The organism is Rhizobium pantanalense (genome assembly GCF_030182525.1).
In the GTDB taxonomy this organism is placed as follows: domain Bacteria; phylum Pseudomonadota; class Alphaproteobacteria; order Rhizobiales; family Rhizobiaceae; genus Rhizobium.
Map to the genome: position 1 here is coordinate 445,679 of NZ_JAQJCH010000006.1, position 24,784 is coordinate 470,462.

Here is a 24,784-nt window from a genome sequence, read left to right on the forward strand (position 1 = left end):
CATGGCGCCGCGGCCCGAGGACGAGCGTTTCATGGCCGCGGCCATCCGCCTGTCGCGCCGGCATCTGGGACTGACCTCCACCAATCCGTCCGTCGGCTGCATCGTCGTCAAGGACGGCGTCATCCTCGGCAGCGGCGTAACCGCACTCGGCGGTCGTCCGCATGCGGAGCCTCAGGCGCTAGCCGAGGCGGGCGAGGCGGCCAAAGGCGCCACCGCCTACGTGACGCTCGAGCCCTGTTCGCATTACGGTAAGACGCCGCCCTGCGCCGAGGCGCTCATCGCTTACGGCGTGGCACGCGTCGTCATCAGTGTCACCGATCCCGACCAGCGCGTTTCCGGGCGCGGTATCACCATGCTGCGCGATGCCGGCATCGAGGTCGATGCCGGTATTCTGGAGGTGGAAGGTAGGCGGTCTCTCGCCGGCTATCTCATGCGCCAGACGAGAAACCGGCCCTATGTGACTCTCAAGCTTGCCGTTTCCGCCGATGGCATGATCGGCAAGACGGGCGAGGGGCAGGTGCGCATTACCGGCAATATCTCGCGCGCGCAGGTCCAGATGCTGCGCGCCGAAAGCGACGCCATTCTCGTCGGCATAGGCACGGCGATATCGGATGATCCGGAATTGACCTGCCGGCTTCCTGGCCTGGAGGATCGTTCGCCGCTCCGTATCGTCATCGATGGCGAACTGCGGCTGCCCCTCGGCAGCAAGCTGGTCCGGACGGCCCGGCAGTATCCGGTGATCGCAGTTGCCGGCCATCCGCCGTCCTTCGATGACAATACCGATGCTGCATTCCTCGGACGGCGCGCGGCGCTCGACGCCGCCGGTGTCGAGGTGTTGCAATCCAATTCCAGCGAGCCTGGAGAGCTGCTGGAAGCTCTGGGTACGCGCGGCATCTCATCCTTGCTGGTGGAAGGCGGCGCCAGGACGGCGCAGCGCTTTCTTGACGCCGGGCTGGTCGATCGCATTCTGCTATTCCGGGGGCCCGCCGATATCGGCGCGGGCGGTATTGAATCGCCAGTCCTCAAGTCCAATATCCCAGCTGACTTTATGCATGTCGGCGAGAGCCGCTTCGGCGACGATCTCTGCGACGAATACGAGAGAGGTTTTTGATGTTTACCGGAATTGTCACCGACGTCGGCACGGTCGAATCCATTTCCCCGATGCAGGAAGGCATCAAGCTGCGCGTTGCGACCAATTACGATCCGGCGACGATCGACATGGGCGCATCTATTTCGCATGCAGGCGTCTGCCTGACGGTGACCGGACTGCCGGAAGAGGGCAGCAATGGACGCTGGTTCGAGGTCGAGGCTTGGGAAGAGGCCCTCCGCCTGACGACCATCGGCAGTTGGGAGGCCGGAGACAAGATCAATCTCGAGCGTTCCCTGAAGATCGGCGACGAGCTTGGCGGCCACATCGTATCAGGCCATATCGACGGCAAGGCGGAAATCCTCTCGGTGACATCGGAAGGCGAGGCCACCCGCTTCCGCCTGCGCGCGCCGGAGCATCTCGCAAGATTCGTGGCGCCGAAGGGCTCGGTCGCGCTCGACGGTACCTCGCTGACGGTCAATGCCGTCGAGGGTACGGAATTTGATGTGCTCCTGATCCGCCACTCCCTAGAGGTTACCACCTGGGGCGAGCGCAAGGCTGGCGATTTCGTCAATTTTGAAGTCGACACAATGGCCCGCTACGCCGCTCGTCTGGCGGAATTCCCTGTCGTCCGCAAGGACTGAGTGTCACAAGCTCGCTACAGTAGAGGGCGCCGTTCGGTGCCTTGGCAGCTTACGCGAGAGTTTTTTCCATCAGGAAGTTCGACAAGATCTGACCGCGCTTTTCTACCTGCTGCGCGGTCACGATGACAAAGCCCTTGCGCTCGAAGAAGGGGCGGGCCGTCAGGCTCGCTTCGGTGAAGATCCGTTGAAGGCGCTGTTCGTGGGCCGCATTTTCGACGGTCGCAAGCAACAAGCTGGCGACGCCCTTTCCCTGATAATCGGGCGAAACGAACATCATATCCAGGCAACCATCCGATTTCAGATCGGTAAAGCCGATGGGTTTTGAACCATCCATCGCAAGCCAGGTCGGCCGGCTCGCTCGATATTGTGCCCATATTTCTGCATCATCGACCTTTGCCCAGGCAGCGATCTGGGTCGGGTTGTAGTTCTTGGACGCCACCTCGCGAATGGCTCTCAGGAAAATGTCGATCGTGGCTTCGACGTCATCCGGTTCGTAAGATCTGACGGAAAACCCGTCCTGCTGAGCCGGCATGATAGGTCTCCCCGCAAAGCCTAACGTTCGAATAGGACGTTGGGCCTGTCCTTGAGCACGAGTTCGCCGATACGGCGGAAGCCGATCTTTTCGGCAACCCGCATCGACGGCAGGTTCTCGAAATCCACGATGCAGGTCATGCGACGGCCTGCGAACAGTCTGTCTGCCCAGGCGATCGCGGCGCTCATGGCTTCCGTCGCATAGCCCTTGCCCTGCATCGGCGGCGTAATGGCCCAGCCGGCTTCCAGCGTGCCTTCCGTCATCGGCGTCATGTCGCGATGCAGATCCAGAAATCCCACTTCGCCGATCAGCCGGCCGCTTTGGCGTTCCTCGACGGCCAAGAAACCGAAGCCGAGATGATGCCATAGGCCGGCATAGCGCAGCAGGCGGGCCCAAACCTGCTCGCGTGTCGGCATCTCGCCACCGATGAAGCGGACGATCTCCTTCTGTTTCCAGAGCTCGAGGAATTCGCCGAAATCATCAAGCGTGTGGCCGCGCAACAGAAGCCGGTCGGTCGTCAGTGTCGGAATATGGGTCATCGGGTCAGGTCTTTGCCGAAATGTTTTGGGTGGTGGTCAGTCGTCCGAGGCGCCGGGTTCGCCGTCCCAGTAGTCCAGGTTGGTGGCAGCGGCGCGGCCGATGGCTCGGAACGCCGTCTTGCCGTCGCTATAGGTTTTGGCCAGGAACTTGCCGGAATCGGGATATTCCACGATCTCGGTCCGCGCCTTCGTGGAAATGGCGAGATAGGTGAGCACGCTGGGGCCGACATTGATCAGCTGATGTGCCGTTTCCGGGCCGCCGGCCGGAGCTCCAAGAACATCGCCCTTGCTGACCGCGACGCGCTGGTCACCGAAGCGATATTCGCCTTCGCCGTCGAGAATGACGAACATCTCCTCCTCGACATGATGATTGTGAAACGGACAGCCGGATTTGCCCGGAGGCACCTCGTTGTAGCTGATGCCGAGCTGCTTCAGCCCGAGCTTTGTCCCGAAGGACGTATCGCTGCCGGCAAAGAAGCTGCCTTGCTGCCAATGTTCCAGTTCAAGCTCGCCGACATTGATGGCGGGTGCGGATTTCTTCGTCATGAACCTCCCCCTCGCAGGTTGCAAATTATTATCGAAGCGGTTGCGTGTGCGAAAGCCACAATTTCCGCGGCGCGCTGATCATTTCCAAATAGGGTCGGAATCGGCGCGGGCCATTGAAAAACACTTGCCAAGCGAGGCCCGCCGTGATTTGACCCGGGCCTAACAAGGTGCCGCGCCCTCTCAAATTGCAGGTGATGTATGACCAGCTCTTCCAATGCTCATATCCTTATCGTCGAAGCTCGCTTCTATGACGATATGGCCGATGCCCTGCTCGACGGCGCCAAGGCCGCTCTCGATGAGGCAGGCGCGACCTATGACGTCGTTACCGTCCCAGGCGCGTTGGAGATCCCCGCGGCAATTGCCATGGCGCTCGATGGCGGCGACAATGGTAATGTGGTTTATGACGGCTATGTGGCTCTCGGCATGGTTATCCGCGGCGAGACCTATCATTTCGATATCGTCGCCAATGAATCCTCGCGGGCTCTGATGGATCTGGCCGTCAGCGAATCTCTCGCGATCGGCAATGGTATCCTCACCGTCGAGAACGATGAGCAGGCATGGGCGCGTGCGCGCCGTTCGGATAAGGACAAGGGCGGTTTTGCCGCCCGTGCGGCGCTGACCATGATCGCGCTGAAAGAGAAGTTGGGTGCATAATACATGAGCAATCAGGATAACGAGCGACCGGCAAAACCCGCCAACCAGCGGGGTGCCGCACGTCTTGCGGCGGTTCAGGCGCTCTATCAGATGGATATCGGCGGAACCGGCGTTCTGGAGGTGGTGGCTGAATACGAGGCCCACCGTCTCGGGCAGGAGCTGGATGGCGAGACCTATCTGAAGGCCGACGCATCCTGGTTCCGCTCCATCGTGTCGGGGGTCGTGCGTGAGCAGACCCGGCTCGATCCGCTGATCGGTTCCGCGCTACAGGATGATTGGGCGCTGTCGCGTCTCGACAGCACCGTGCGCGCTATCCTGCGCGCTGGCACTTTCGAGCTTATCGATCGCAAGGACGTGCCGGTCCCGGTCATCGTCACCGAATATGTCGAGATTGCGCATGCCTTCTTCGAGGAGGACGAGCCGAAGCTCGTGAATGCCGTGCTCGACCGAATCGCCAAGCAGATTCGCGGCGAAGCGAAGAAATAGGCTTCGCCGGACGTTCAGATCGCGATGTAACGCATTTTCGTTTCCTTCGTTCGCGCCTGATTTCATCTTCGAATATTCTTTTGAACCTCTTGCGGGTGTTTTACCTGCGGGCGGTCTTGACGCGACGTTTTCCCAACAGCAATCTCGCAACTGCACAGCGACCGATCCCCTGGAGGAGGGGGCCGACCGTTGTCGCAGGCGGCCGGGGGATGGAGTGAACCGCCGGCTTTTTTGGAGGGAAAAAGCGAAATGTCGATTCTTTTAGGAGTGATCGCATGCGGACTGCTCTCGGTCATCTATGCCGTATGGGCAACCCGGTCGGTGCTCGCTGCCGATCAGGGCAACGCCCGCATGCAGGAGATTGCCGGGTATATTCGTGAAGGAGCGCAAGCCTATCTGGCGCGCCAATATAGAACCATCGCCATCGTCGGGATCATCGTTTTCATCGCGGCCTGGCTCCTCTTGTCGGCCGAAGCCGCTTTCGGCTTCCTGATCGGCGCAATCCTCTCAGGCGCCGCAGGTTTCATCGGCATGCATGTCTCCGTGCGCGCCAATGTTCGTACCGCGCAAGCCTCGTCGCAGAGCCTGTCCGCAGGCCTCGACATCGCCTTCAAGTCCGGTGCCATTACCGGCATGCTGGTTGCAGGTCTCGCCCTGCTCGGCGTCTCCATCTACTTCTATGTGCTGACCGGCATCCTCGGTCACGAAGCCGGTTCGCGTGACGTGATTGATGCGCTGGTCGCCCTTGGTTTCGGCGCCTCGCTGATTTCGATCTTTGCCCGTCTCGGTGGCGGTATCTTCACCAAGGGGGCCGATGTCGGCGGCGACCTCGTCGGCAAGGTCGAGGCCGGCATCCCGGAAGACGATCCGCGCAATCCCGCCACCATCGCCGACAATGTCGGCGACAATGTCGGCGATTGCGCCGGCATGGCGGCCGACCTGTTCGAGACCTATGCGGTGTCCGTCGTTGCGACCATGGTTCTCGCCGCCATTTTCTTCGCTGGCTCCCCGATCCTCGGTTCTGCCATGATCTACCCGCTGGCGATTTGCGGCGCCTGCATCATCACCTCGATCATCGGCACCTTCTTCGTCAAGCTCGCTGTCAATGGCTCGATCATGGGCGCTCTTTATAAGGGCCTCATCGCGACCGGCGTGCTGTCGATCATCGGTCTGGCTGCCGCCACCTCGCTCACCATCGGCTGGGGTTCGATCGGCACCGTTGGCGGCTTCGACATCACCGGCACGAAGCTCTTCACCTGCGGTATCGTCGGTCTCATCGTGACGGCGCTGATCGTCGTCATCACCGAATACTACACCGGCACCAACAAGCGGCCGGTCAATTCCATCGCCCAGGCGTCGGTTACCGGTCACGGCACCAACGTCATTCAGGGCCTTGCCGTCTCGCTGGAATCGACGGCATTGCCGGCGATCGTCATCGTCGGCGGTATCATCGCCACCTACCAGCTCGGCGGCTTATTCGGCACAGGTATTGCGGTCACCGCCATGCTCGGTCTTGCCGGTATGATCGTCGCGCTCGATGCCTTCGGTCCGGTGACGGACAATGCCGGCGGCATCGCGGAAATGTCACATCTTCCGCCGGAAGTGCGCAAATCCACCGATGCGCTGGACGCGGTCGGCAACACCACCAAGGCCGTCACCAAGGGTTATGCCATCGGTTCGGCCGGTCTCGGTGCACTCGTGCTGTTTGCCGCCTATTCGAACGACCTGCAATATTTCGCGGCGCACGGCGATAAGTTCCCGTATTTCGCCAATGTAGGCACGATTTCGTTCGAGCTTTCGAACCCCTACGTCGTTGCCGGCCTGCTGTTCGGCGGTCTCATCCCCTATCTCTTCGGCGGTATCGCCATGACGGCCGTCGGTCGTGCCGCCGGTTCGATCGTGGAGGAGGTGCGCCGGCAGTTTCGCGAAAAGCCGGGCATCATGCAGGGCACGGAGCGTCCCGATTATGGCCGCGCTGTCGATCTGCTGACCAAGGCTGCCATTCGGGAAATGATCATCCCGTCGCTCTTGCCGGTTCTGGCGCCGGTGGTCGTCTATTTTGGCGTCCTGCTGTTGTCCGGCTCCAAGGCCTCTGCCTTTGCCGCGCTCGGCGCTTCGCTGCTCGGCGTGATCATCAACGGTCTCTTCGTCGCCATCTCGATGACGTCGGGCGGCGGCGCTTGGGATAACGCCAAGAAGAGCTTCGAGGATGGTTTCGTCGACAAGGACGGCACGCGCCACATGAAGGGCTCGGAAGCTCACAAGGCATCTGTAACGGGCGACACCGTCGGCGATCCCTACAAGGATACGGCGGGTCCGGCCGTCAATCCGGCGATCAAGATCACCAATATCGTCGCCCTGCTATTGCTTGCGATTCTTGCCGGCTAAGCGAAGCAGACCGAACGCAAAAAGAAAACCCGCGGGGCGCAGTGCCTCGCGGGTTTTTCGTTGAGATACCGTCCCGGTCTTATTGGCCCGGGTTGAGGTTGTTGAGGAAGTTCCTTGCGCCGTTGACGCCGCTGCCGCTGCCCTGGAGGATCTGCTGCAGGAAGGTGATGTCGCGACCGCCGGTCGGGGTCGTGCGGCTGATCATGTCGAAGACCTTACCGTCCTTCAGCGTGTAGTTGGCTTCCTGCTTCACCACGCCGTCCTTGTCGAAATAGATCGCCAGAATGTTCTGGTCGACCAGCTTCGGCTTCATGAAGGCGACGGCGCGCGTACGCTTCTGGGAGATATAGTAGAAGACCTCGCCATCGAAGGTCGCGGTGGTGGAAGGCGTGCCGAGCGACAGCAGGACCTGTTCGCGGCTCGAACCGACCGGCGCGAGCGCCAGCGACTGCGGGTCGAAGATGTAGCCGTTGTTCATGACCTCGCTGGTCTTGCAACCCGAAAGGCCCACGGTCGCAATCACCAGGGCGATGGCGGCAGCGCTGCTGAAAGTAATGTCAGACTTGAAATACCGTCTGGTCAACGACATCTCATCTCCCCTAATGTATCAATCCGATGGCCGGGCGGCCGATATGACCTTGCTGTGCACATCATTGTGGCCTTTCCGCGATGGCAAAAGGCACAATCATGTTGTTCGGCACTCTTCGTCACCGATCATGCACAACGTGACGACGGTAAGGGCTGGAGCCTCGAAGCGGGCACAAACGGCATTGCAATTCGCGCCTGCTTCGGTAAACCAGCTTTTGCGTGGATGCAACAAGGCCAAGCAAAAACGGCGCGCTCTGAGGGAGCCAATTCCGGGAATTTTCATGATTTTTGGGCTCTTCCGCAAAAGAAATCACAATCAGATCATCGTCGTCAGGCAGTATGAGGCGCTGACATCCATGGCGCGACAGCCGGTTTTCTATACCGACTACGAGGTGCCCGATACGGTGATGGGGCGCTTCGAATTGCTGTCGGTGATGATGATCCTGTTCTTTCGCCGCACGCGATCGTCGGCGACAAGCGGTCAGGAACTGGCGCAGGAAATCGTGGATGCCTTCTTCGAGGATATCGATTATTCGATCCGCGAGCTCGGTATAGGCGACAACAGCGTGCCGAAGCGCATGAAGAAGCTGGCCGGCATGTTTTATGGGCGGCTCGAAAGCTATGCGGGTGCCATGGATGGCGATGATCGCATCGCGCTTGCCGCGGCGCTACAGCGCAACATCTATCCCAAGGCGAATGAAAATGCGGCATCCATGCGTTCGCTGGCCGATTGGATGATGATCGCAGAAGCGCACTTGGCGACCATAACCGAAAATCAGATCGCTACGGGTTCGGCGACGCTGCCAATGCCAGATAAAGTCGGCCACGGGCCGGTTAGGAAATAAAAATGAAAAGACACGACTCCGATGAAACGCCGTTTTCCTATCCGGTGAAGGTAGGACATATCTCCGCCAATCCGGTGGATGTGCACCTCGAGGCTGACGATCGCGAACTGGCCGGGCTCGCCGCCCTATGGGATGTTCTCTCGGTCGGCAAGCTCGAAGCCGACCTCAAGATTTCTCGCTGGAAGCGTGACGGCGTGCGCATCAAGGGCAATGTGAAGGCAAAGATCGTGCAGGCTTGCGTTGTCACACTCGAGCCGGTCGAATCTGATATCGACGAGGACTTCGAGCACATCTTCGTGCCCGAGGATTCCAAACTGGCGCGTGCGCCCTCTGTGGATGCCGGAGAAATGATACTTGATCCCGATGGTCCGGATCTTCCGGAGACCTTTACCGGTGACACGATTGACGCCGGCGCGGTCGTTGCAGAATTTGCCGCTCTCGCCATCGATCCCTATCCGCGCAAGCCTGGCGTGGAATTCGAAGCGCATATTGAAGACACGGGCGAAGATGACAGAAAACCGTCGCCCTTTGCTGTTCTGAAAGACTGGAAAAAGGAATAGGCCCCGGTGCCGTTCGAGCACAATTCAGTTGTAACCGGGGGAGAAAACGGTATTTTGACGCCAAATTCGCCCGTCGCGGCGGAGAAAAAGGACTAGGGACGCGTGATCAGAATTTCTCTTGACCTAATGGGTGGCGACTTCGGCCCTGAGGTTGTTGTTCCCGGCGCGGCCAAGGCGCTGGATAGGCATCCCGATATCACATTCGTCATGTACGGACAGAAGGAGCGCTGCGAGGCGGTCCTCGCCAAATATCCCAAGCTTCGCGAAAAATCGGTCTTTCACGAATGCGAGGTTGCCATCAGCATGGATGAAAAGCCGAGCCAGGCGCTTCGCCGCGGCCGCTACGTCTCCAGCATGTGGCGCTCGATCGAGGCGGTGAAGACAGGCGATGCCGATGTCGTCGTGTCGGCCGGCAACACCGGTGCGCTGATGGCGATGGCGAAATTCTGTCTCCGCACCATGGCCAATATCGAACGTCCGGCAATCGCGGCGATCTGGCCGACGCTGCGCGGCGAAAGCATCGTGCTCGATGTCGGCGCCACGATCGGCGCCGATGCCCAGCAATTGCTCGACTTTGCCCTGATGGGCGGCGCCATGGCGCGCGCGCTCTTTGAGATCGAACGCCCGACCGTCGGCTTGCTGAACGTCGGCGTCGAGGAAATCAAGGGCCAGGAAGAGGTCAAGGACGCCGGCCGCCTCATTCGCGAAGCCAATCTCGAATCGCTCGAATATTCCGGTTTCGTCGAGGGCGATGATATCGGCAAGGGTACGGTCGATGTCGTCGTCACGGAAGGCTTCTCCGGCAATATCGCGCTGAAGGCGGCGGAAGGCACGGCAAAGCAGATCGGCGCCTATCTGCGCGCCGCCATGTCGCGCACGCTGCTTGCGCGCATCGGTTATGTCTTTGCCAAGGGCGCCTTCGACCTGCTGCGCGAAAAGCTCGACCCCAGCAAGGTCAATGGTGGTGTCTTCCTCGGCCTGAACGGCATCGTCATCAAGAGCCATGGCGGCGCGAATGCGGAAGCCTTCGCAGCCGCCATCGATGTCGGCTATGATATGGCCAAGAATGGGCTCACGCAGAAAATCGAAAACGATTTGAAGAGATATCATGCCAAACGGCTGCCCCCTATCGGGCCGGAAGCGGCATGAGAGACGGGGTACAAGCAGAATGATCCGTTCAATTGTTCGCGGCTTTGGGGCGGCGCTCCCCAAACGCGTCATGACCAATGCCGAGATGGAGCAGGTTGTCGATACCAGCGACGACTGGATCGTCCAGCGCTCCGGCATCCGCCAACGCTATATCGCCGGCGAAGGCGAAACGACGGCCTCGCTTGGTGAGCAGGCGGCGCGTGCGGCTCTCGCCAATGCCGGGATGACACCGGATGATCTCGATCTCATCATCGTTGCCACCTCGACGCCGGACAATACTTTTCCCGCAACGGCGGTGAATATCCAGAACCGGCTCGGCATGCATCATGGCTTCGCCTTCGATGTCCAGGCCGTCTGCACCGGCTTCGTCTATGCGGTGACCACGGCTGACGCCTATATTCGCGGCGGCCTTGCCAAGCGCGTACTCGTCATCGGCGCCGAGACATTTTCCCGCATTCTCAATTGGACCGACCGCACGACATGCGTTCTCTTCGGTGACGGCGCTGGCGCGCTGATCCTGGAAGCCGGCGAGGGAAGCGGTTCCAATAGCGATCGCGGCGTGCTGACGGCAAGCCTGCGCTCCGATGGTTCCCATAAGGAAAAGCTTTATGTCGACGGCGGCCCGTCCACGACGGGAACGGTTGGTGTCTTGCATATGGCGGGCCGCGAAGTGTTCAAGCACGCCGTCGGCATGATTACCGACGTCATCCAGGCGGCATTCGATGCGACGGGTACAACGCCCGACGATCTCGATTGGCTCGTGCCGCATCAGGCCAACCGCCGCATCATCGATGGTTCCGCCAAGAAGCTCGGAATTGCTCCCGAGAAGGTTGTGGTCACCGTGGACCTTCATGGTAACACCTCGGCTGCATCAATTCCGCTTGCGCTCGCCGTTGCGGCCGGTGATGGACGAATCAAGAAGGGCGACCTGGTGATGCTGGAGGCCATGGGTGGCGGCTTCACCTGGGGCGCGGTCCTGCTGCGCTGGTAGTGCCACATCTCTAAAAGCCGTTCCGAACAAGAGCTTGACCGTTCGGCGCAACGGCAATAGTCTCGCAAAACTTGAAGAAGATTACGCAGCAATATGGGCGGGGAGCTATGACGGGCAAGACAGTGACGCGCGCAGACCTGGCGGAGTCGGTATTCCGGAAAGTCGGTCTCTCCAGAACGGAGTCGGCAGAGCTCGTCGAGACTGTGATCGATGAAATTTGCAACGCTATCGTGCGTGGAGAAACGGTAAAGCTCTCCTCGTTTGCGACATTCCAGGTGCGTGACAAGAATGAGCGCATTGGCCGCAATCCGAAGACCGGCGAGGAAGTGCCGATCTCTCCGCGGCGTGTCATGACCTTCAAGGCGTCGAACGTCCTCAAGACCCGCATTCTGAAAGCACATGCGAGCCGCAAGGCGAAGGCCAAGCCGGTAAATCCTGCCTCCTAATTCCATCCTTGCGATTTCTGTTTTCGCTCCGCCGCATGCCTTGTCGTGCGGTCGCTCCCGTGCATCTTCTGTGATGATTTGTCGCCAGCCTGTGCAGCGGCTGAAGATGTGACTTGAATTTCCACCGCCAAACCGTTGAAATATGGTGAGTCGTATCATGGAGCGGTACGAATGCCGACATCCGTTTTTGCGTGATCCGGCCAAACGGCGCCGCATGCGCAGTGTGGGAGTATGATGATGGACAAGAGCCCGGATGCATTTCGCACGATCAGCGAAGTCGCGGAAGACCTTGATCTGCCGCAGCATGTCCTACGGTTCTGGGAGACCCGGTTTCCGCAGATAAAGCCGATGAAGCGGGGTGGCGGCCGGCGCTATTATCGCCCCGAGGATGTCGACCTGCTGAATGGTATTCGCCATTTGCTTTACGATCACGGCTATACGATCAAGGGTGTTCAGAAGCTTCTGAAGACCAACGGCAACAAGTTCGTCATCGCTGTCGGGCATGGTGATCTGGCCAGTGTGGAAGCGCTTGCGGCGGCCCAGGAGCCTGCCGCCGTTGAGCCCCGTGTCGCCTCTGCCAATTCCGACGAAGACCAGATCGTCGGCCGCGCCAAGGCACCGATCAGCCGCCGTTTCTTCAATTTTGTCAGCGGTGACGATGGCGTGCCTGATGTCTCCATCGGCAAATCGAGTGTCGGCAAGGAAGATCGCGCTTTGCTTCAGGAGACGCTTTACGATCTTCTGGAATGCAAGCGTCTCCTCGATCAGGTACGATAAGGCTGCCCGCACGCGTGGGTCGGGCGTGTTGGGGATTGCGGCTAAAGCCTATTGTGTTTCGCAGGTGTGCAACTATCGTATGCATTCTCTTGTCCGATGCATGTATCGGCCGCGTGTGGTGCGTCGTTTTGTCATTACGACAGGCGTGTGACATTTTTGTCACGTCTGCCACTCTTCTGCGTTGTGGAAATTAGTTCGGCAGCCTTATTAACTTGCCGGGGCAAGCTCACGGGTTCAGTTTGGCGGCGAAGCTTATTGCTTCGCCCTGTTTGAGGGGAACAGTCAGGCTATGGAGGGGCACGTCGTTGTCTGCCGGGAGACTCCATCTCTGACGGATAGTCGAATGGAGACACCATGAACATCAAGAGCCTTCTTCTTGGCTCCGCCGCTGCCATCGCAGCCGCGAGCGCCGCCCATGCCGCCGACGCCATTGTCGCTGCGGAACCCGAACCGCTTGAATATGTCCGTATCTGCGATGGATACGGCACAGGCTATTTTTATATTCCCGGCACTGAAACCTGCCTGAAAGTCGGCGGAAAGGTTCGCACGGAAGGCGAGTGGTATGACGCCTATAATCCGCGCAGCAGGGTCGGCACGCTCTGGCATGAGCGTGTGGAGCTCAATGTCGATACGGCGACCGACACCGAATACGGTCCATTGAAGACCAATACCATTTTCCGCTGGGAGTGGAATGATGGAGGCGCGACTTCCTCCAAGCTGCTGTTTGCCAACATCAGCCTCGGCGGCTTCACGGTCGGTAAGCTTGACTCTCAGTACAATCTTTACGTCGGCTATGCCGGCGATGTCATCAACGACGACGTGATTTACGACGGCCCGTATGAACTTAATCAGCTGACCTATAAATACGAGCCGGACAATGGCTTCTCGGCTGTGATCTCGCTGGAAGACTCCAATTCTACCTCCGACGGTGAGGCCTCTTACGGTGCTGGCTGGTGGACGGACGACAAATCCAACCACTATGCTCCCGACGTCGTTGCCGGGCTCGGCTACAAGGCCGGCAACTGGGGCATCAAGATCGTTGGCGGCTATGATTCCATTGTTGAGGAAGGTGCCATCAAGGCTCGTCTCGACGCCAAGTTCGGCGGCGTGGAAGCCTTCCTGATGGGTGGCTGGAATACCGACGGCGACAAGCTGAACAAATATGCCGGCACCAACCAGGATATTTCAGCTTGCACGACCTCGAGCGGCACCAACGCGGCCAAATGCGGCTGGGGTGACTGGGCTCTCTGGGGCGGCGTCGGCGTCCCGGTCAACGACAAGCTGAAGTGGAACCTGCAGCTCGCCTATACAGAGTCGAAGATGTTCGAGGCGACCACAAACCTCAAGATCTATCCGGTCAAGGATTTCCTGGTCGAGCCGGAACTCACCTATGTGCACTACGACTACATCAAGGATGATACGGTCGCCGGCATCCTTCGTTTCGAACGGAACTTCTGATCGAAAACACGCCCGCGGTCTCGATGGGTTGCGGGCGTGCAAATCGGATGTGAAGGCCCCGCCATTGGCGGGGTCTTTTCATTTTGCACTATGCTGCTATTCGGCCGTAAAGCACGATGCCATCCTTGCGTGCAGTTTTGCCACGATTGACGGATTTTCGCGCGGTGCTTGATGAGGTTGGCTTGCTAGAGCTTACCTTTGGCTGTATTTCGCTTTCCGGGGTTGTATCCTAAATTGCCGGAGGGAATATGCGCATACGTGCTACGATGGCGGCGAGCCTTGTCGCTATATCAACCATTCTATCGAGCTGTCAGACACCGCAGGAATCTGCGATGAATGCGGAAATGACCTGCCAGTCGCAGGGGTTCCGTCCGGGAACGCAGCGCTACAATCGCTGCGTCGGCGCCACATACCAGTCCAATCGCGCCCAGGCGCAACAGGCTGAAAACCAGGCCGCCGCTTTGGCCGCTGCCGGCATCATCGGCGGCGTTCTCGTCGGCGCCGCTGTCAGCGATAATCATCATCACCGCGGCTATTACGGCCGGCCCTATTACCGTCGGTGCTATCGCTGCTGGTAAGCGTGGCTTTCATCTGCATTCCAACACGCTCCGTCGGCTCCCGCCGGCGGAGTTTTGTTCAGGCCAACGAACCTTCAGTGCAGTTCCAGTAGACTGCAGCGACTTTACGTCGGAAGGATCTAGTCTGGCGGGCTCATTTCCTGGCGGTTCACGAGCTTCACGCTTCGGTCCGGCTGGACAATATAGGTTTCGATAACATCCTGGCCCCACTGGTTCGTGAAGTGATGCTGGAATTGCGATCCGGGAGGCGATTTCGTCAGTTTCATATGCGGTTGGCCGCCATAGGTGATGCTGCCCGGAATGGGCTGCACCGATTCCGTCGTATTGCACGCGGAGAGCAGCGGTGCGCATAACAGGAGAGTCATTATATAGGGCTTCATTGCTTTGACTTTCCGCCCACTTTCCGTCGTGCGATATCCGTCGCACATAAAGACGGAAGGGCATCTATGAGTGTGGCTCCAAATCACTATATAGAGATAATGACGGCGTGGTCGGCAGCAAGGTTCTTGTGCGGATTTACTTGATCGCGTCGCCGGATTTCGAAGGAGTCGCATATGTTTACGATTGCGAGATCGATAACTGCCGCAGGCTTTGGTCTTTTGCTGGCGGCAGGTGCCGCCATGCCGGCGAATGCCGTCACCATGCCGACCCTGACGGTGCCTGCAACCGGACAGTCGGACATCATCCAGGTTCGCGATCACGGTCATGGCCACGGCCATTGGCATCATCACCATAATCGTTGGGGCAGCGGCCATCGGCTGCATGGCTCGGACAGCTATTATGACGACGATTCGGATAGCGGCGTTCTCTTCAAATCTTTTGTGACCGGTACTCTGTTCAACAGGCAGAGCTCACAGAGCTATTACGGCGCTCACGCGCGTGACTGCGCAAGCCGCTATCGCTCTTATCGCGCCTCCGATAACACCTATCAGCCGAGCCGCGGACCGAGGCAGCTGTGCCGTTGAGCGGCAACTTTTTCTGAGCAGGCCGACACTTTTCGCTTGCGTCGGGAAACGCTAAACTCTAAACGAAACAAGCCGTTTCGGCAGGTCGGGGCGTAGCGCAGCCCGGTAGCGCACTTGACTGGGGGTCAAGGGGTCGCTGGTTCGAGTCCAGTCGCCCCGACCATTTATCTCCTTGAACTCCCAATCGAATTCTGAAAATTAGCTACACCAGGACGACGCCTGGCCGGTCCAGCGGCGCGCGAGACCTTCCGACACCATCTGATCGCCGAGCGAGCGCCCCGCGCGCATGGCAATGCGGAGCTTGCCGCCATTCAGGTCGTCGCGACGGCTGCTGCCGGAAAGCACGAAGCTTCCATCGTTGAGAATGGCCTGCAGGCGCAGTTTCGCGGCTACGCCTCTCTGTCTTTCGCTGGGGCAGCGCGCGGCACCGGCGTCCGGGACCTCGATATCGGCCAACTGAATCCGTATGCCATCCTGCCAGAAGGTATTGCCGTCGACGACACAATTCGTGCCCGAGCCGGCGCCGCATAGCACGAAACGACCGCCGGACTGCGCATGCAAGCCGGGTATCGGCCGTTCGACCGGTATCTTGTTGACCGGCATTGCCACGGGAATGGCGGCGGGCGGTATCGGCAGGACGGATGTTGCGCGCGGCTCCGATGTCACTGCTGCCGTCCTTATTTGCGGCTTTGCCGCCGGCACGGGCGTCTCCCGAGCCATATGCGGCATGCCCGCGACTGTGCCGGCATGCGCCAGCATCGACGGCATATCATTGCGATGCTGATAGGCGTAGATGCCGGCTATCGTTGCCAGGCCGACAACACCCCATAGCCACATCGAATTGCCCGCCTTGGATTGCGGCTTGCGCCGCGTGCGTCGTTTCGCTTTCGCCATGGTATCATCCCTCAATTGCGAGGGGGATTATCGCCGTCATTTCTTACCGATCCGTTGGCTTTGGCGGAGATCATGAACTGCGATGGGGCAAGGCTATTTCGCGGCCCCTGTCGGCGGCTTCAGTTTCACCGCCATCGTCACCTGTCCGTTGATGGAAAGTCTGGTGCCGCGATTGTCTGGATTGTTGACTGAGGTATTGCTCGACAGGGCACTGATCTCGCAGGCATCGGCAATCGTATCGAGCAGGGTGGCGCAGCTGCTTGCGGCAATCTTGTAGAAGGATTTCAACGCCTTCTCCTGCTGCTCGTCGCTGTCGCCATCCGTTATGGGATAGGAGATCGATATTCCCGATTGCACGGAAATATATCCTTCGGGCGGCTGGCGAGGATTGCGCAGCGGAAGATTCGAAAAATTCTGCGCGAGGGCAGGCAGGGCCGTTGCTGCAAGCGCCAAGCTGAGCGCAGCCCGGATCAGAAATCTGGTCATCATTATATCTCCGTTTTTTCCGCTTGTTGCAGATGCGGATAAAGGCTGGGTGATGCTTTAACTTAAAATTGTACTTTCGATCGAATTTCCGTAGAGTTTGCGAATCAGAAATGCGTCGGCCGAAATGCTTCCTTGCCAACCCCATACGCAAGGCGCATAGTCTAATCCTGTCGTCGGGAATAAAACGGGTGCCGGCGAGGTTCTGCGTGCTTCTGCCCCACGGACCATGAGACGCGCAAATGCTGGACACACCTATCCATCCACGAGATCTGCCGCTTTTTTCAGACGATCTGGACCGGCTCGAGAAGGTACTGGACACGGTCTGCAAGGATCGTGGCATGAGCCCGCGAAGCCTAGAGGCAGAACGCCTCGGCGCATTGATTATTCAGCTTTATCGCCAGGGCGTAAAGGACGACGCGAAGCTTCTCGCGCTTGCACGGGCTTATTTCTGACGCAGTTGCGTTTTTTGTGGCCGAAAATCTAATCGATTTAAGCTGATTTCACATAGCAGCAATGATGCTTTGTGCCTGTTCGAAGCGGGCCGGCCTCCCTATATTTGCTGCGTTGCACAAAGAGATTCGATTTCTCGATGTCACTGCTTCTGGAGAGGAACAGTGCGCGCCAGCCCGCAGCAGAGGAAAAAACCGGCCGTGGCTGACGTGGATAGAAAGGTCCATGATGAATTTTAAAGTTCCGAGCCGGCTTCGCCGCTTGCTCGTCGATTCCGTCGAGCTGCCGCAGCTCAAATTTCCGATGATGCAGCCGCAATCGCAGCCGTCGCGCCGTCGCCTTTCCACGCGCCCGTCGCCGCAGCGGCTGACGGAAGTTTTGTGGTTTGGCCGCAATCCCGGCGATTTGCGCATGCTCGAATATGTGCCTCCGGGCGTAAAGGGACCGATGCCGCTCGTCGTTGTCCTGCATGGCTGTCATCAGAATGCCGAGGATTTCGATCGCGCGAGCGGGTGGACGGCACTTGCGCGGCAGCATGGATTTGCCGTACTTTATGCGGAGCAGAAGGCATCGAACAACCCAAATCTCTGTTTCAACTGGTTTCGCCCGAGCATGGTCACGCGCGATCGCGGTGAGCTCGGCTCCATCAGAGAAATGATCGATTTCAGTCGCCATCTGCATGCGATCGACGATAGCAGGATTTTTGTCATGGGCCTCTCGGCCGGTGGCGCTGTCGCAGCCGCATTGCTCGCGACCTATCCGGAACTCTTTGCCGCAGGCGCCATCATCGGCGGCCTGCCTTTCGGCGCTGCCCGCGATGCCATATCGGCGCTTGACGTCATGAAGCGTGGCTCAAGCCGCCCGGCGGAAAAATGGGGCGAGCTCGTTCGCGAAGTTTCCCCCGAAGCTGCCCGCTATCCGGCCGTCTCCATCTGGCATGGCGATGCCGATGATGTGGTGTCCTTCGCCAATGCCGAGGCATCCGTCGCGCAATGGCTGACCGCACGCGAGCGTCCGCGTACAAAGGGTCGGCTGCGTCTCTTCGAAGGTGGCGAGCGGCGCGAATGGCGCGACGACTATGGCCATATGATCCTTGAGCTTGTGACGCTGACCGATTTCGGCCATGGTCTGCCGGTTGGCTCCATTGTTGAAGGCTGGGAGCCGGCAAACAACACCGAGCGCTACATCCTGCCTGCAGCCCTCTCTGCGCCCGAAGAGCTTGTCAAAGGCTGGAAGCTCGCGGCCTGAGGCCGGTCGCAAAACCTAAGGCCTGAAGGCGCGAAGCGGCTCTTGGAGATTTCAGACGCTGCGTCAGCCGTCAATCGTCATTGGTGGCATTCAGGTTCTCAGGCCGAATGCCATCATTTTCGGACCAATGCTTGAAGCGAATGCCAGGACCGCCCGTGCCGTCACTGCCGCCGGCGAGGAAAAGCACGCCATGGCTCTCGAGGACGGAGCGAACTGTCGCAAGCGCCCTCATATCCGCCGGGCTGGTCGCTGTTTCCAGCGCTTCGATCGCTGAAACCGGGAGTTTGCTCTCGCTGGCAAGCGTCTCCACCGTCAGTCCAAGCATGGCGCGCGCGCCGCGCAATTGTGCTGAAGTAATCATGAGTTAAGTCTATCGCATCGGCTTGAAAAGCGGAACCGATTTCCGACGAAAATCCTCTGCGAGTTTAAAGGGCCGCCGCGCTTTTCTCCCGGCCCTCGCGCTTATCGTCCAAACTGGAATTTGCTACCAACTCCAGCGGGGCAGGGGTGGGGTAGCCGAGCAGGTCGTGATAGATCTTTTCGGTCGCATCCGCCATGCCGGCGAGCGTATATTCATCCTTGCGGCGACGGGCCTCGACAGTAAAATTCGCCAGCAACGTCGGATCGCCAAGACATACCATTGCGGCCGCCAACGCTTCCGGATTATCGCTGTTCGGCACGATGTATCCGTTCTTGCCGTGCTCCAGCACCGTGCGTGCGCCACCGACATCGGCAAGCAGCAGCGGCTTGCCCGCAGCTGCCGCCTCCAGCATCACATAGGACATTGCCTCATAGCGGCTTGGCATGACGACAACATCGAAGGCGTCGATGGCCGTCACCCCCGGCACGCTGCCATCGATGCGGGCGCGATCTTCAAGCCCGGCCCCCTTGATCATCTCTCTTGCTGTGTCGGCCAGCTCACCGATCCCGATCATCAGCAGATGGGCTTGCGGCAATTGGGCTGCTATCCGTGCAAAAGCCGCGATCAGGCGTTCAGGCGCCTTCTGTTGCGTCATCCTGCCGACGAAGCCGAAGAGCAAAGCTTCCTGAGGAATGCCGTATCGTCTGCGGATGGCTGCTCGCTGGCTGAGGGGAGGTGCGTTGACGCCGTTAACGACGACGCGCAGGCGTTTTTCCGGGATGCCGAGCGACAGGGCGTGATTATATTCATCCTGCGAAACGCAGACTAGGCGATCGGTCAGCCATGTCCCGAGAAGACGCTCGATACCGCCATAGATCAAACGGCCTTTCACACCGAGCGTCGGGTCCATGGTGCGGAAGGCATGCGGCGTGTAGAGAACGGGGACGTGGCGCCCCGGCAAACGCAGGCGCGTTAATGCACCGGCTTTCGAGCTGTGGCCATGGATCAGATCAAACGGCCCGTGACTGGCCGCGATCTTGCGCAGTTGCCACCATGCAGTCAGATCCCAGGGGCCGGGCGCGCGCCGCATGCCAAGCGGAATGACATTGTCCAGGCCGATATTTCCCAGTTCTGTGACGAAAGCGGGCTCTGCGCGCACCGGGGAATAGATGGCGGTCACGGAATGGCCGCGATGCTGCATGGCCCGACACAGGTCGAGAAAATGTCGTCCGGAGCCACCGCCGCTCGGCTCGAGAACCTGCAGCAACGACAGGCGTTTGACGTTGGTGCGAATGTTCACGGCGCAGCTTTCCTTTTGTTCAGGTCACGCTGATACTTTTGCTCCAGGGCGCCGCAACCCCAGACGGTGCCGATCAGCATGTAGAAATGGCGCCAGTGGTCGGTATCGATGACGTTGCCGATGCCGACATGGCCGAGAATGACGATCCAGGCGATCATCAGGTAGGGCTGCCAGGGACGCTCTCTGAGGAGGTTGCGGAAGCCGATATAGATGGTCCAGCAAATCATGCTGACCCAGGTGACGAAACCGAGCCAACCATAAGTGGTCAGCGTCTTTAGCCAGGTATTGTGTTCGTCTTCGCGGAAGATCTGGCCGAAGACTAGCGGCCCGATGCCGAAAGGCCGTTCCATGGACATTTGGAAGCCGATGCTGTGGCGTTCGAAGCGGCCGAGATGGCCGCCGTCGTAGCTCTGAACCAGCTGCAGGCGCGTCGAAAACAGGTCGCTGACCTGCGGAAATTGCAGCGCGACGACAAGCAGCACGACCATGAGGATGATGGCCGCCAGCGACATCACCAGAATGCGCAGCCGGAAGGTATTGCTGCGATGCTTCAACAGCATACAGAAGATCAGCATCGCTGAGGCGAAGGCGAAGAGGGCCCAGGCTGCGCGGGAGAAGGACAGGAAAATGCCGAAGGCGAGCACGAACAGGCAGATGCCCTTGATCGGCGCTTTTTTCAGGTCGCCGATCAGCAAGTCGTGCATGAGATAAAGGCTTGGCGCCACGAGATAGGGGCCGAAGACGTTCGGATCCTGGAACGCACCCATGGCGCGGTCGTAGCGCGTGAAGATGTCGAAGCCCGGCACGGCATGGAAGTAGCCGAGGATGCCGAGGCTTGCGGTGATCAGCGCTGCCACGACCCAGGTACTGAAGATCAGCTTCAGCCGCTTTTCGTTGTCTTCGGTAATGGCGGCGTAGAAAACGGAGCTCAGCGCCAGGAAGGTGGAAACGGCGATATAGATCGGGCCGTCGAGGTGGTTGCCGGCAGCAAGATCGTGCATCTGCGTGATCGAGAGCATGCCGCCGATATTGAACAGCAGAAACAGCGCCAGTAGTGGCGCGACGCTGCGCGAGATTTTCAGCCCGAGAATGAACCAGGTACCGATCAGAAAAGCGAGCCACAACTCATAAGGCGCCGGCTCGGCGATGACGAAGCCCGACAGGAACACACCGATGACGACGCTGGCCGTACCGACCAGCCGCATGGCGGCAAGTTGCGGCTGCGCGACGCGGGGCGATGGCAGGTCGATCGCGCTCAATAGGCATTTTCCGTATTGAGCAGACGAAACGGCGTCAGGAACAGGATCTTCAAATCGAAGAGCAGCGACCAGTTCTCGATGTAGTACAGATCGTAAGCTGTGCGGAACTTGATCTTGTCGTCGCTGTCGATTTCGCCGCGCCAGCCGTTGATCTGCGCCCAGCCAGTGACGCCGGGCTTGACGCGATGGCGCGCGAAATAGCCTTCGACGACGTCGGCATAGGTGCGGTTATGGCTGGCGGCCAGAACGGCGTGAGGGCGCGGCCCGACAAGCGAGAGGCTGCCGAGCAGTACGTTGAAAAGCTGCGGCAACTCGTCGATCGACGTTTTGCGGATGAAGCGGCCGACGGGGGTGACGCGCGGGTCGTTCTTGGTCACGGCATTGCGCGCCGACGGATCGCTCATATGGGTGTACATCGAGCGGAACTTGAAGACGTTGATGATCTCGTTGTTGAAGCCGTGGCGCTTCTGCATGAAGAAGATCGGCCCTCTCGAGGTTGTCTTCACGGCAATTGCCGCGCCGAGCATGATCGGCCATAGCAAAGCAAGTGCGACCAGGCTGAAGAAGATGTCGAAGATGCGTTTTGCAACGCCATCCCAGTCGCGGATCGGCTTGTTGAAGATGTCGAGCATCGGCACGGCGCCGACATGTGAGTAGGCGCGGGGGCGGAACCGCAGCTTGTTGGCATGGGCCGCCAAGCGAATGTCGACAGGCAGCACCCAAAGCATTTTCAGCAATTGCAGAATGCGATCCTCGGCGCTGATCGGCAACGCGATGATCAGCATGTCTATGCGCACGAGCCGGGCGAATTCGACCAGTTCCGATACCGTGCCCAGCTTCGGGTAACCGGCGACCATGACTGGCGAGCGCTTTTCGCCGCGATCGTCGAAGATGCCGCAGATACGGATATCGTTGTCGGGCTGATGCTCGAGCGCGCGGATGAGCTCCTTTGCCGGTTCGCCGCCGCCGACGATGACGGCGCGCCGCTCCATGACGCCGTTGCGAGCCCAGTGGCGGATACCGTAGGCAAACAGGAGGCGAGCCACGAGAAGGAACCCTGCGCCTGCCGCGAGCCAAAGGCTGAGAAGCGAAAGGGAGTAGATATTGTTGATGTCGAAGGGCAGAAGGGCAATGACCATGACCGCAAAGGCGGCCCCCCAGGACCCGAGAATCCGGTGCAGGAAATGATGTGGCGAGCGCAAGACCGGTATCTGATAGGCATCCGCAATCTGCAGAAAGACGATGGCAAGACCGCAGAGGGCGATCGTCACCACAGTCTTCGACAGGAAAGGATGATTGTCCGACGTACCGAAGAGGAGGATCGCAAGTCCGAATGCGAGTAGCGACAGAAATTCGAACAGCCGGTATTGTCCGACGATGATCGCCGGAGACTGGTTGGTTTCGCGAAGCTGTTCGGCGATTTGCCGCGCATAGGCATTCATGCCATCCGGGCGATCGCTATGAGTCTCGCCGGCACCGCGGGTGCGGATTTCCGAAACCTGCTTGCGAAGATTGTCCAAGTTGAATTGCTCGGACTTTTGGGTAGTGTTCATGGCAGCTTATCCGGTCGTTACCGGACAAGCCCTATCAGATATCAGCTAAGAAACACTTACAACACTTGGCTGTATTCTAACCGTCGCTGTTCAGGCCAAGTATATTTTGATACAGGTGCAAAGTATCCCGTGCCATGGCGGAAGCCGAAAAATTCGATCGTATCGTCCCGATATCGGGCATGTTGCGGGCGCCCCATAGCGGCTCGGTGATCGCTTCGGCCATGATGCGCGAGAGATCATCGGCATCTTCCGGTTTGGCGAGTGCGGGGCTGTTTTCGCCAAGTGCTTCCGCAACGCCGCCGACGCGCGAGGCGATGACGGTCTTTCCAGCTGCGAGCGCTTCCAGAACGATATAGGGCATCGCCTCGGCGCGCGAGGGGACGACGATATTCTGTGATACCGTGAAGGCTTCCTGCACGCGCATCGCCGGCAGCATGCCGATACGGTGACCGAGGCCCCGTTCGACCATCATCCGGTGATATTTGTCTCTGTCCGGTCCGTCACCGATCATGAGCGCTGACAGTGGCCTGCCGATCCGGCGCTCCGTTTTTGCAAAGGCGTCCACAAACAGATCGGGACCTTTGAGGTCCCGCAGCATGCCGATATAGACGAAATGCACGGAGTCCGATCGTGTCGGTATGGTGCGAAAATCTCTTTCGCTGATGCCGTTATAGATCATCACAGAGCGGGTGCGCGGCTTGCCGATCTTTCTTTCATAGGTGCGGCGCTCGAAGTCGCAGATAAAGATCAGGCCATCGGTGAGAAACTCGAGCATTCGCTCCAGGCTGTGCACAAGCATGCCCTGGAACGAGCCGCGCGAGAAATGCAGGCTTCCGCCATGCGCTGTATAGAGGCGGGCTACGCGATACCTGTTGACCCGCAGGATCGAGCCGAGAACGCGCGCGAGCAGGCCGCCCTTGGCGCCATGCCCGTGCAGCACATCCGGCCGCAAACTCTTGATTTCTTTATAGCTGCTCCAAAGTGTTGCAGCATCCGAGAGGGTAATTTGCCGTCGGATCGGCAGGCGGACGACGCCAAGAGCCAGGAACGGCGCGATATCGTCGAACAGACGATCCTCATGCTCGCCGCCTGTCAGGCTGTCGCAAAGTATGCCGACCTCGTGGCCCGCTTTGCTCTGTTCTTCCGCCAAATCCCGGACATGGCGGAAGACGCCGCCGACGGGCGATCTGAAGCAATGAAGGATACGAAGCGGTCGGGCCATGAGCGGGCGCGGTTAGAATAACCGCTCTCTGACATAGATGGTGTCGCCTGCCAGCACCGGATCGGAGATGCCGACCCGTCCAGTCATGACATGACCGTTGATCTTGCGGGTGACATCCGCGTTGGATTGGTTGGCCCGGCTGGTGAACCCGCCTGCGACCGCGATGGCATTCTGGATGGTCATGCCCGGCACATAGGAATATTGGCCCGGCTGGCCGACTTCGCCCATGATATAGACCGAGCGATAGCGGTCGATGTCGATGGTGACGTCTGGATCGCGAATATATCCCTGGCGAAGCTTCTGCGCGATCTGGCCGGAGAGCTGCTGCAGCGTGCGGCCGCGGGCAGCGACCTGGCCGATCAGCGGAAAGGCGATATAGCCGGCTTGGTCGACAGTATAGGTGTTGGTCAGCCCGGCTTGATCGAACACCGTGACGCGCAACCGGTCGCCGCTATCAAGGGTATAGGGCTGGATCGTGGCCTCGTTGAAGGCTTTGGGTGCCGGCTGATAGGTGTTGCAGCCGGTGAGCGCGGCGCTCACGGCGGCCATGCCGAGTGCAAGGACAATCTTTGACTTTGCGAAGGGCATTTCGCGCTCATTGGAAAGGGAAGGACACTGCTGTCGTTATCGATCCGTTAGGGTTAACGGTCGGTAAAGAGCAAATGAAAATCCAGGAAAAAATTAGCGACATCAAAAATAATGCTGGCGAAATACTATTAACGCTTGGGTTACTATAGTCGTTTACGATTAATTCCGGCTTTCTATTACGGAGTTTTGC

The 24,784-nt window shown here is 59.3% G+C and carries 29 protein-coding genes and 1 tRNA gene; 17 read left to right on the top strand and 13 right to left on the bottom strand.

Annotation, left to right across the window (positions count from 1 at the left end; genetic code table 11):
- Nucleotide 1 precedes the first annotated feature (1 nt).
- Entirely contained in the window at nt 2-1,111 is a 1,110-nt protein-coding gene (gene ribD / locus PH558_RS18100; protein WP_285205831.1) for a bifunctional diaminohydroxyphosphoribosylaminopyrimidine deaminase/5-amino-6-(5-phosphoribosylamino)uracil reductase RibD, read from the top strand.
- The gene (locus PH558_RS18105) at nt 1,111-1,731 is read left to right on the top strand and encodes a riboflavin synthase (protein ID WP_285205832.1); all 621 of its coding nucleotides are present in this window, start codon (nt 1,111-1,113) and stop codon (nt 1,729-1,731) included. The genes ribD and PH558_RS18105 overlap by 1 nt, the downstream gene beginning before the upstream one ends.
- 49 nt (nt 1,732-1,780) lie before the next feature.
- Here PH558_RS18105 and PH558_RS18110 read toward each other — a convergent pair whose 3' ends face one another.
- Genes PH558_RS18110 through PH558_RS18120 form a run of 3 tightly spaced genes read right to left on the bottom strand, consistent with a single transcriptional unit; the run spans nt 1,781 to nt 3,348 of the window.
- The gene (locus tag PH558_RS18110) at nt 1,781-2,263 is read right to left on the bottom strand and encodes a GNAT family N-acetyltransferase (protein WP_095434456.1); all 483 of its coding nucleotides are present in this window, start codon (nt 2,261-2,263) and stop codon (nt 1,781-1,783) included.
- 20 nt (nt 2,264-2,283) lie between these two features.
- Entirely contained in the window at nt 2,284-2,802 is a 519-nt protein-coding gene (locus PH558_RS18115; RefSeq protein WP_285205834.1) for a GNAT family N-acetyltransferase, read from the bottom strand.
- A gap of 36 nt (nt 2,803-2,838) precedes the next feature.
- Entirely contained in the window at nt 2,839-3,348 is a 510-nt protein-coding gene (locus tag PH558_RS18120) for a cupin domain-containing protein (protein WP_095434458.1), read from the bottom strand.
- A 198-nt stretch (nt 3,349-3,546) separates the two neighbouring features.
- Here PH558_RS18120 and PH558_RS18125 point away from each other — a divergent pair, with 198 nt between their 5' ends.
- The 3 genes from PH558_RS18125 (at nt 3,547) to PH558_RS18135 (ending at nt 6,876) form a co-directional block, all read left to right on the top strand.
- Entirely contained in the window at nt 3,547-4,002 is a 456-nt protein-coding gene (locus PH558_RS18125) for a 6,7-dimethyl-8-ribityllumazine synthase (protein ID WP_069616248.1), read from the top strand.
- A 3-nt stretch (nt 4,003-4,005) separates the two neighbouring features.
- Nucleotides 4,006-4,488 (top strand): transcription antitermination factor NusB, encoded by a 483-nt coding sequence (gene nusB, locus PH558_RS18130; RefSeq protein ID WP_015339432.1) that lies wholly within the window; start codon nt 4,006-4,008, stop codon nt 4,486-4,488.
- 249 nt (nt 4,489-4,737) lie between these two features.
- The gene (locus PH558_RS18135) at nt 4,738-6,876 is read left to right on the top strand and encodes a sodium-translocating pyrophosphatase (protein ID WP_285205838.1); all 2,139 of its coding nucleotides are present in this window, start codon (nt 4,738-4,740) and stop codon (nt 6,874-6,876) included.
- A 79-nt stretch (nt 6,877-6,955) separates the two neighbouring features.
- Here the strand turns inward: PH558_RS18135 and PH558_RS18140 are convergent, their stop codons facing one another.
- Nucleotides 6,956-7,465 (bottom strand): outer membrane protein assembly factor BamE, encoded by a 510-nt coding sequence (locus PH558_RS18140; RefSeq protein ID WP_095434460.1) that lies wholly within the window; start codon nt 7,463-7,465, stop codon nt 6,956-6,958.
- Nucleotides 7,466-7,745: 280 nt separating this feature from the next.
- Here PH558_RS18140 and PH558_RS18145 point away from each other — a divergent pair, with 280 nt between their 5' ends.
- The 8 genes from PH558_RS18145 to PH558_RS18180 all read left to right on the top strand — a co-directional run bounded on the left by PH558_RS18145 (nt 7,746) and on the right by PH558_RS18180 (nt 14,268).
- On the top strand, nt 7,746-8,309 hold the full coding sequence (locus PH558_RS18145) for a ubiquinol-cytochrome C chaperone family protein (RefSeq protein WP_113406671.1): 564 nt from the start codon (nt 7,746-7,748) through the stop codon (nt 8,307-8,309).
- A gap of 2 nt (nt 8,310-8,311) precedes the next feature.
- Nucleotides 8,312-8,869: a YceD family protein gene (locus PH558_RS18150; protein ID WP_095434461.1), complete on the top strand. Its 558-nt coding sequence runs from the start codon at nt 8,312-8,314 to the stop codon at nt 8,867-8,869.
- Between the two features lie 102 nt (nt 8,870-8,971).
- The gene (gene plsX / locus PH558_RS18155) at nt 8,972-10,018 is read left to right on the top strand and encodes a phosphate acyltransferase PlsX (RefSeq protein WP_095434462.1); all 1,047 of its coding nucleotides are present in this window, start codon (nt 8,972-8,974) and stop codon (nt 10,016-10,018) included.
- Nucleotides 10,019-10,037: 19 nt separating this feature from the next.
- Nucleotides 10,038-11,009, top strand: coding sequence for a beta-ketoacyl-ACP synthase III (locus PH558_RS18160; protein ID WP_095434463.1), 972 nt, complete (start codon nt 10,038-10,040; stop codon nt 11,007-11,009).
- A gap of 107 nt (nt 11,010-11,116) precedes the next feature.
- Nucleotides 11,117-11,455 carry an integration host factor subunit alpha gene (locus PH558_RS18165; protein ID WP_069616254.1) on the top strand — a complete coding sequence of 113 codons (339 nt, stop codon included), beginning with the start codon at nt 11,117-11,119 and terminating at the stop codon, nt 11,453-11,455.
- Between the two features lie 231 nt (nt 11,456-11,686).
- A complete protein-coding gene (locus PH558_RS18170; protein WP_092710757.1) occupies nt 11,687-12,232 on the top strand; it encodes a MerR family transcriptional regulator in 546 nt (181 codons plus the stop codon).
- Nucleotides 12,233-12,586: 354 nt separating this feature from the next.
- On the top strand, nt 12,587-13,690 hold the full coding sequence (locus PH558_RS18175; protein WP_095434464.1) for a porin: 1,104 nt from the start codon (nt 12,587-12,589) through the stop codon (nt 13,688-13,690).
- Nucleotides 13,691-13,938: 248 nt separating this feature from the next.
- Nucleotides 13,939-14,268: a hypothetical protein gene (locus tag PH558_RS18180; RefSeq protein ID WP_069616257.1), complete on the top strand. Its 330-nt coding sequence runs from the start codon at nt 13,939-13,941 to the stop codon at nt 14,266-14,268.
- 119 nt (nt 14,269-14,387) lie between these two features.
- On the opposite strand, the gene PH558_RS18185 is transcribed toward PH558_RS18180, so the two are convergent.
- On the bottom strand, nt 14,388-14,648 hold the full coding sequence (locus tag PH558_RS18185; RefSeq protein WP_095434466.1) for a hypothetical protein: 261 nt from the start codon (nt 14,646-14,648) through the stop codon (nt 14,388-14,390).
- Between the two features lie 174 nt (nt 14,649-14,822).
- Between PH558_RS18185 and PH558_RS18190 the strand changes: the two genes are divergently transcribed.
- Nucleotides 14,823-15,233 (top strand): BA14K family protein, encoded by a 411-nt coding sequence (locus PH558_RS18190; protein ID WP_285205842.1) that lies wholly within the window; start codon nt 14,823-14,825, stop codon nt 15,231-15,233.
- Between the two features lie 86 nt (nt 15,234-15,319).
- Nucleotides 15,320-15,396 (top strand) — tRNA-Pro (locus tag PH558_RS18195).
- Between the two features lie 35 nt (nt 15,397-15,431).
- Here PH558_RS18195 and PH558_RS18200 read toward each other — a convergent pair.
- On the bottom strand, nt 15,432-16,127 hold the full coding sequence (locus PH558_RS18200) for a thermonuclease family protein (RefSeq protein WP_285205844.1): 696 nt from the start codon (nt 16,125-16,127) through the stop codon (nt 15,432-15,434).
- A gap of 93 nt (nt 16,128-16,220) precedes the next feature.
- On the bottom strand, nt 16,221-16,616 hold the full coding sequence (locus PH558_RS18205; protein WP_285205845.1) for a hypothetical protein: 396 nt from the start codon (nt 16,614-16,616) through the stop codon (nt 16,221-16,223).
- Nucleotides 16,617-16,852: 236 nt separating this feature from the next.
- Between PH558_RS18205 and PH558_RS18210 the strand changes: the two genes are divergently transcribed.
- Together PH558_RS18210 and PH558_RS18215 are read left to right on the top strand one after the other, a co-directional pair.
- Nucleotides 16,853-17,065: a hypothetical protein gene (locus PH558_RS18210; RefSeq protein ID WP_069616263.1), complete on the top strand. Its 213-nt coding sequence runs from the start codon at nt 16,853-16,855 to the stop codon at nt 17,063-17,065.
- Between the two features lie 223 nt (nt 17,066-17,288).
- Complete coding sequence (locus tag PH558_RS18215) at nt 17,289-18,311, top strand: extracellular catalytic domain type 1 short-chain-length polyhydroxyalkanoate depolymerase (protein ID WP_285205846.1); 1,023 nt, start codon at nt 17,289-17,291, stop codon at nt 18,309-18,311.
- Between the two features lie 70 nt (nt 18,312-18,381).
- Here PH558_RS18215 and PH558_RS18220 read toward each other — a convergent pair whose 3' ends face one another.
- The 6 genes from PH558_RS18220 to PH558_RS18245 form a co-directional block, all read right to left on the bottom strand.
- The gene (locus tag PH558_RS18220; RefSeq protein ID WP_285205847.1) at nt 18,382-18,672 is read right to left on the bottom strand and encodes a helix-turn-helix domain-containing protein; all 291 of its coding nucleotides are present in this window, start codon (nt 18,670-18,672) and stop codon (nt 18,382-18,384) included.
- Between the two features lie 64 nt (nt 18,673-18,736).
- Entirely contained in the window at nt 18,737-19,972 is a 1,236-nt protein-coding gene (locus PH558_RS18225) for a glycosyltransferase family 4 protein (RefSeq protein WP_285205848.1), read from the bottom strand.
- A complete protein-coding gene (locus PH558_RS18230; protein ID WP_285205850.1) occupies nt 19,969-21,231 on the bottom strand; it encodes an O-antigen ligase family protein in 1,263 nt (420 codons plus the stop codon). Before PH558_RS18230 ends, PH558_RS18225 begins: the two co-directional genes overlap by 4 nt.
- Nucleotides 21,228-22,784 carry an undecaprenyl-phosphate glucose phosphotransferase gene (locus PH558_RS18235; RefSeq protein WP_095434473.1) on the bottom strand — a complete coding sequence of 519 codons (1,557 nt, stop codon included), beginning with the start codon at nt 22,782-22,784 and terminating at the stop codon, nt 21,228-21,230. Before PH558_RS18235 ends, PH558_RS18230 begins: the two co-directional genes overlap by 4 nt.
- A 76-nt stretch (nt 22,785-22,860) precedes the next feature.
- On the bottom strand, nt 22,861-24,006 hold the full coding sequence (locus PH558_RS18240) for a glycosyltransferase family 4 protein (protein WP_095434474.1): 1,146 nt from the start codon (nt 24,004-24,006) through the stop codon (nt 22,861-22,863).
- Nucleotides 24,007-24,018: 12 nt separating this feature from the next.
- A complete protein-coding gene (locus PH558_RS18245) occupies nt 24,019-24,594 on the bottom strand; it encodes a polysaccharide biosynthesis/export family protein (RefSeq protein WP_069616269.1) in 576 nt (191 codons plus the stop codon).
- Nucleotides 24,595-24,784: the final 190 nt, after the last annotated feature.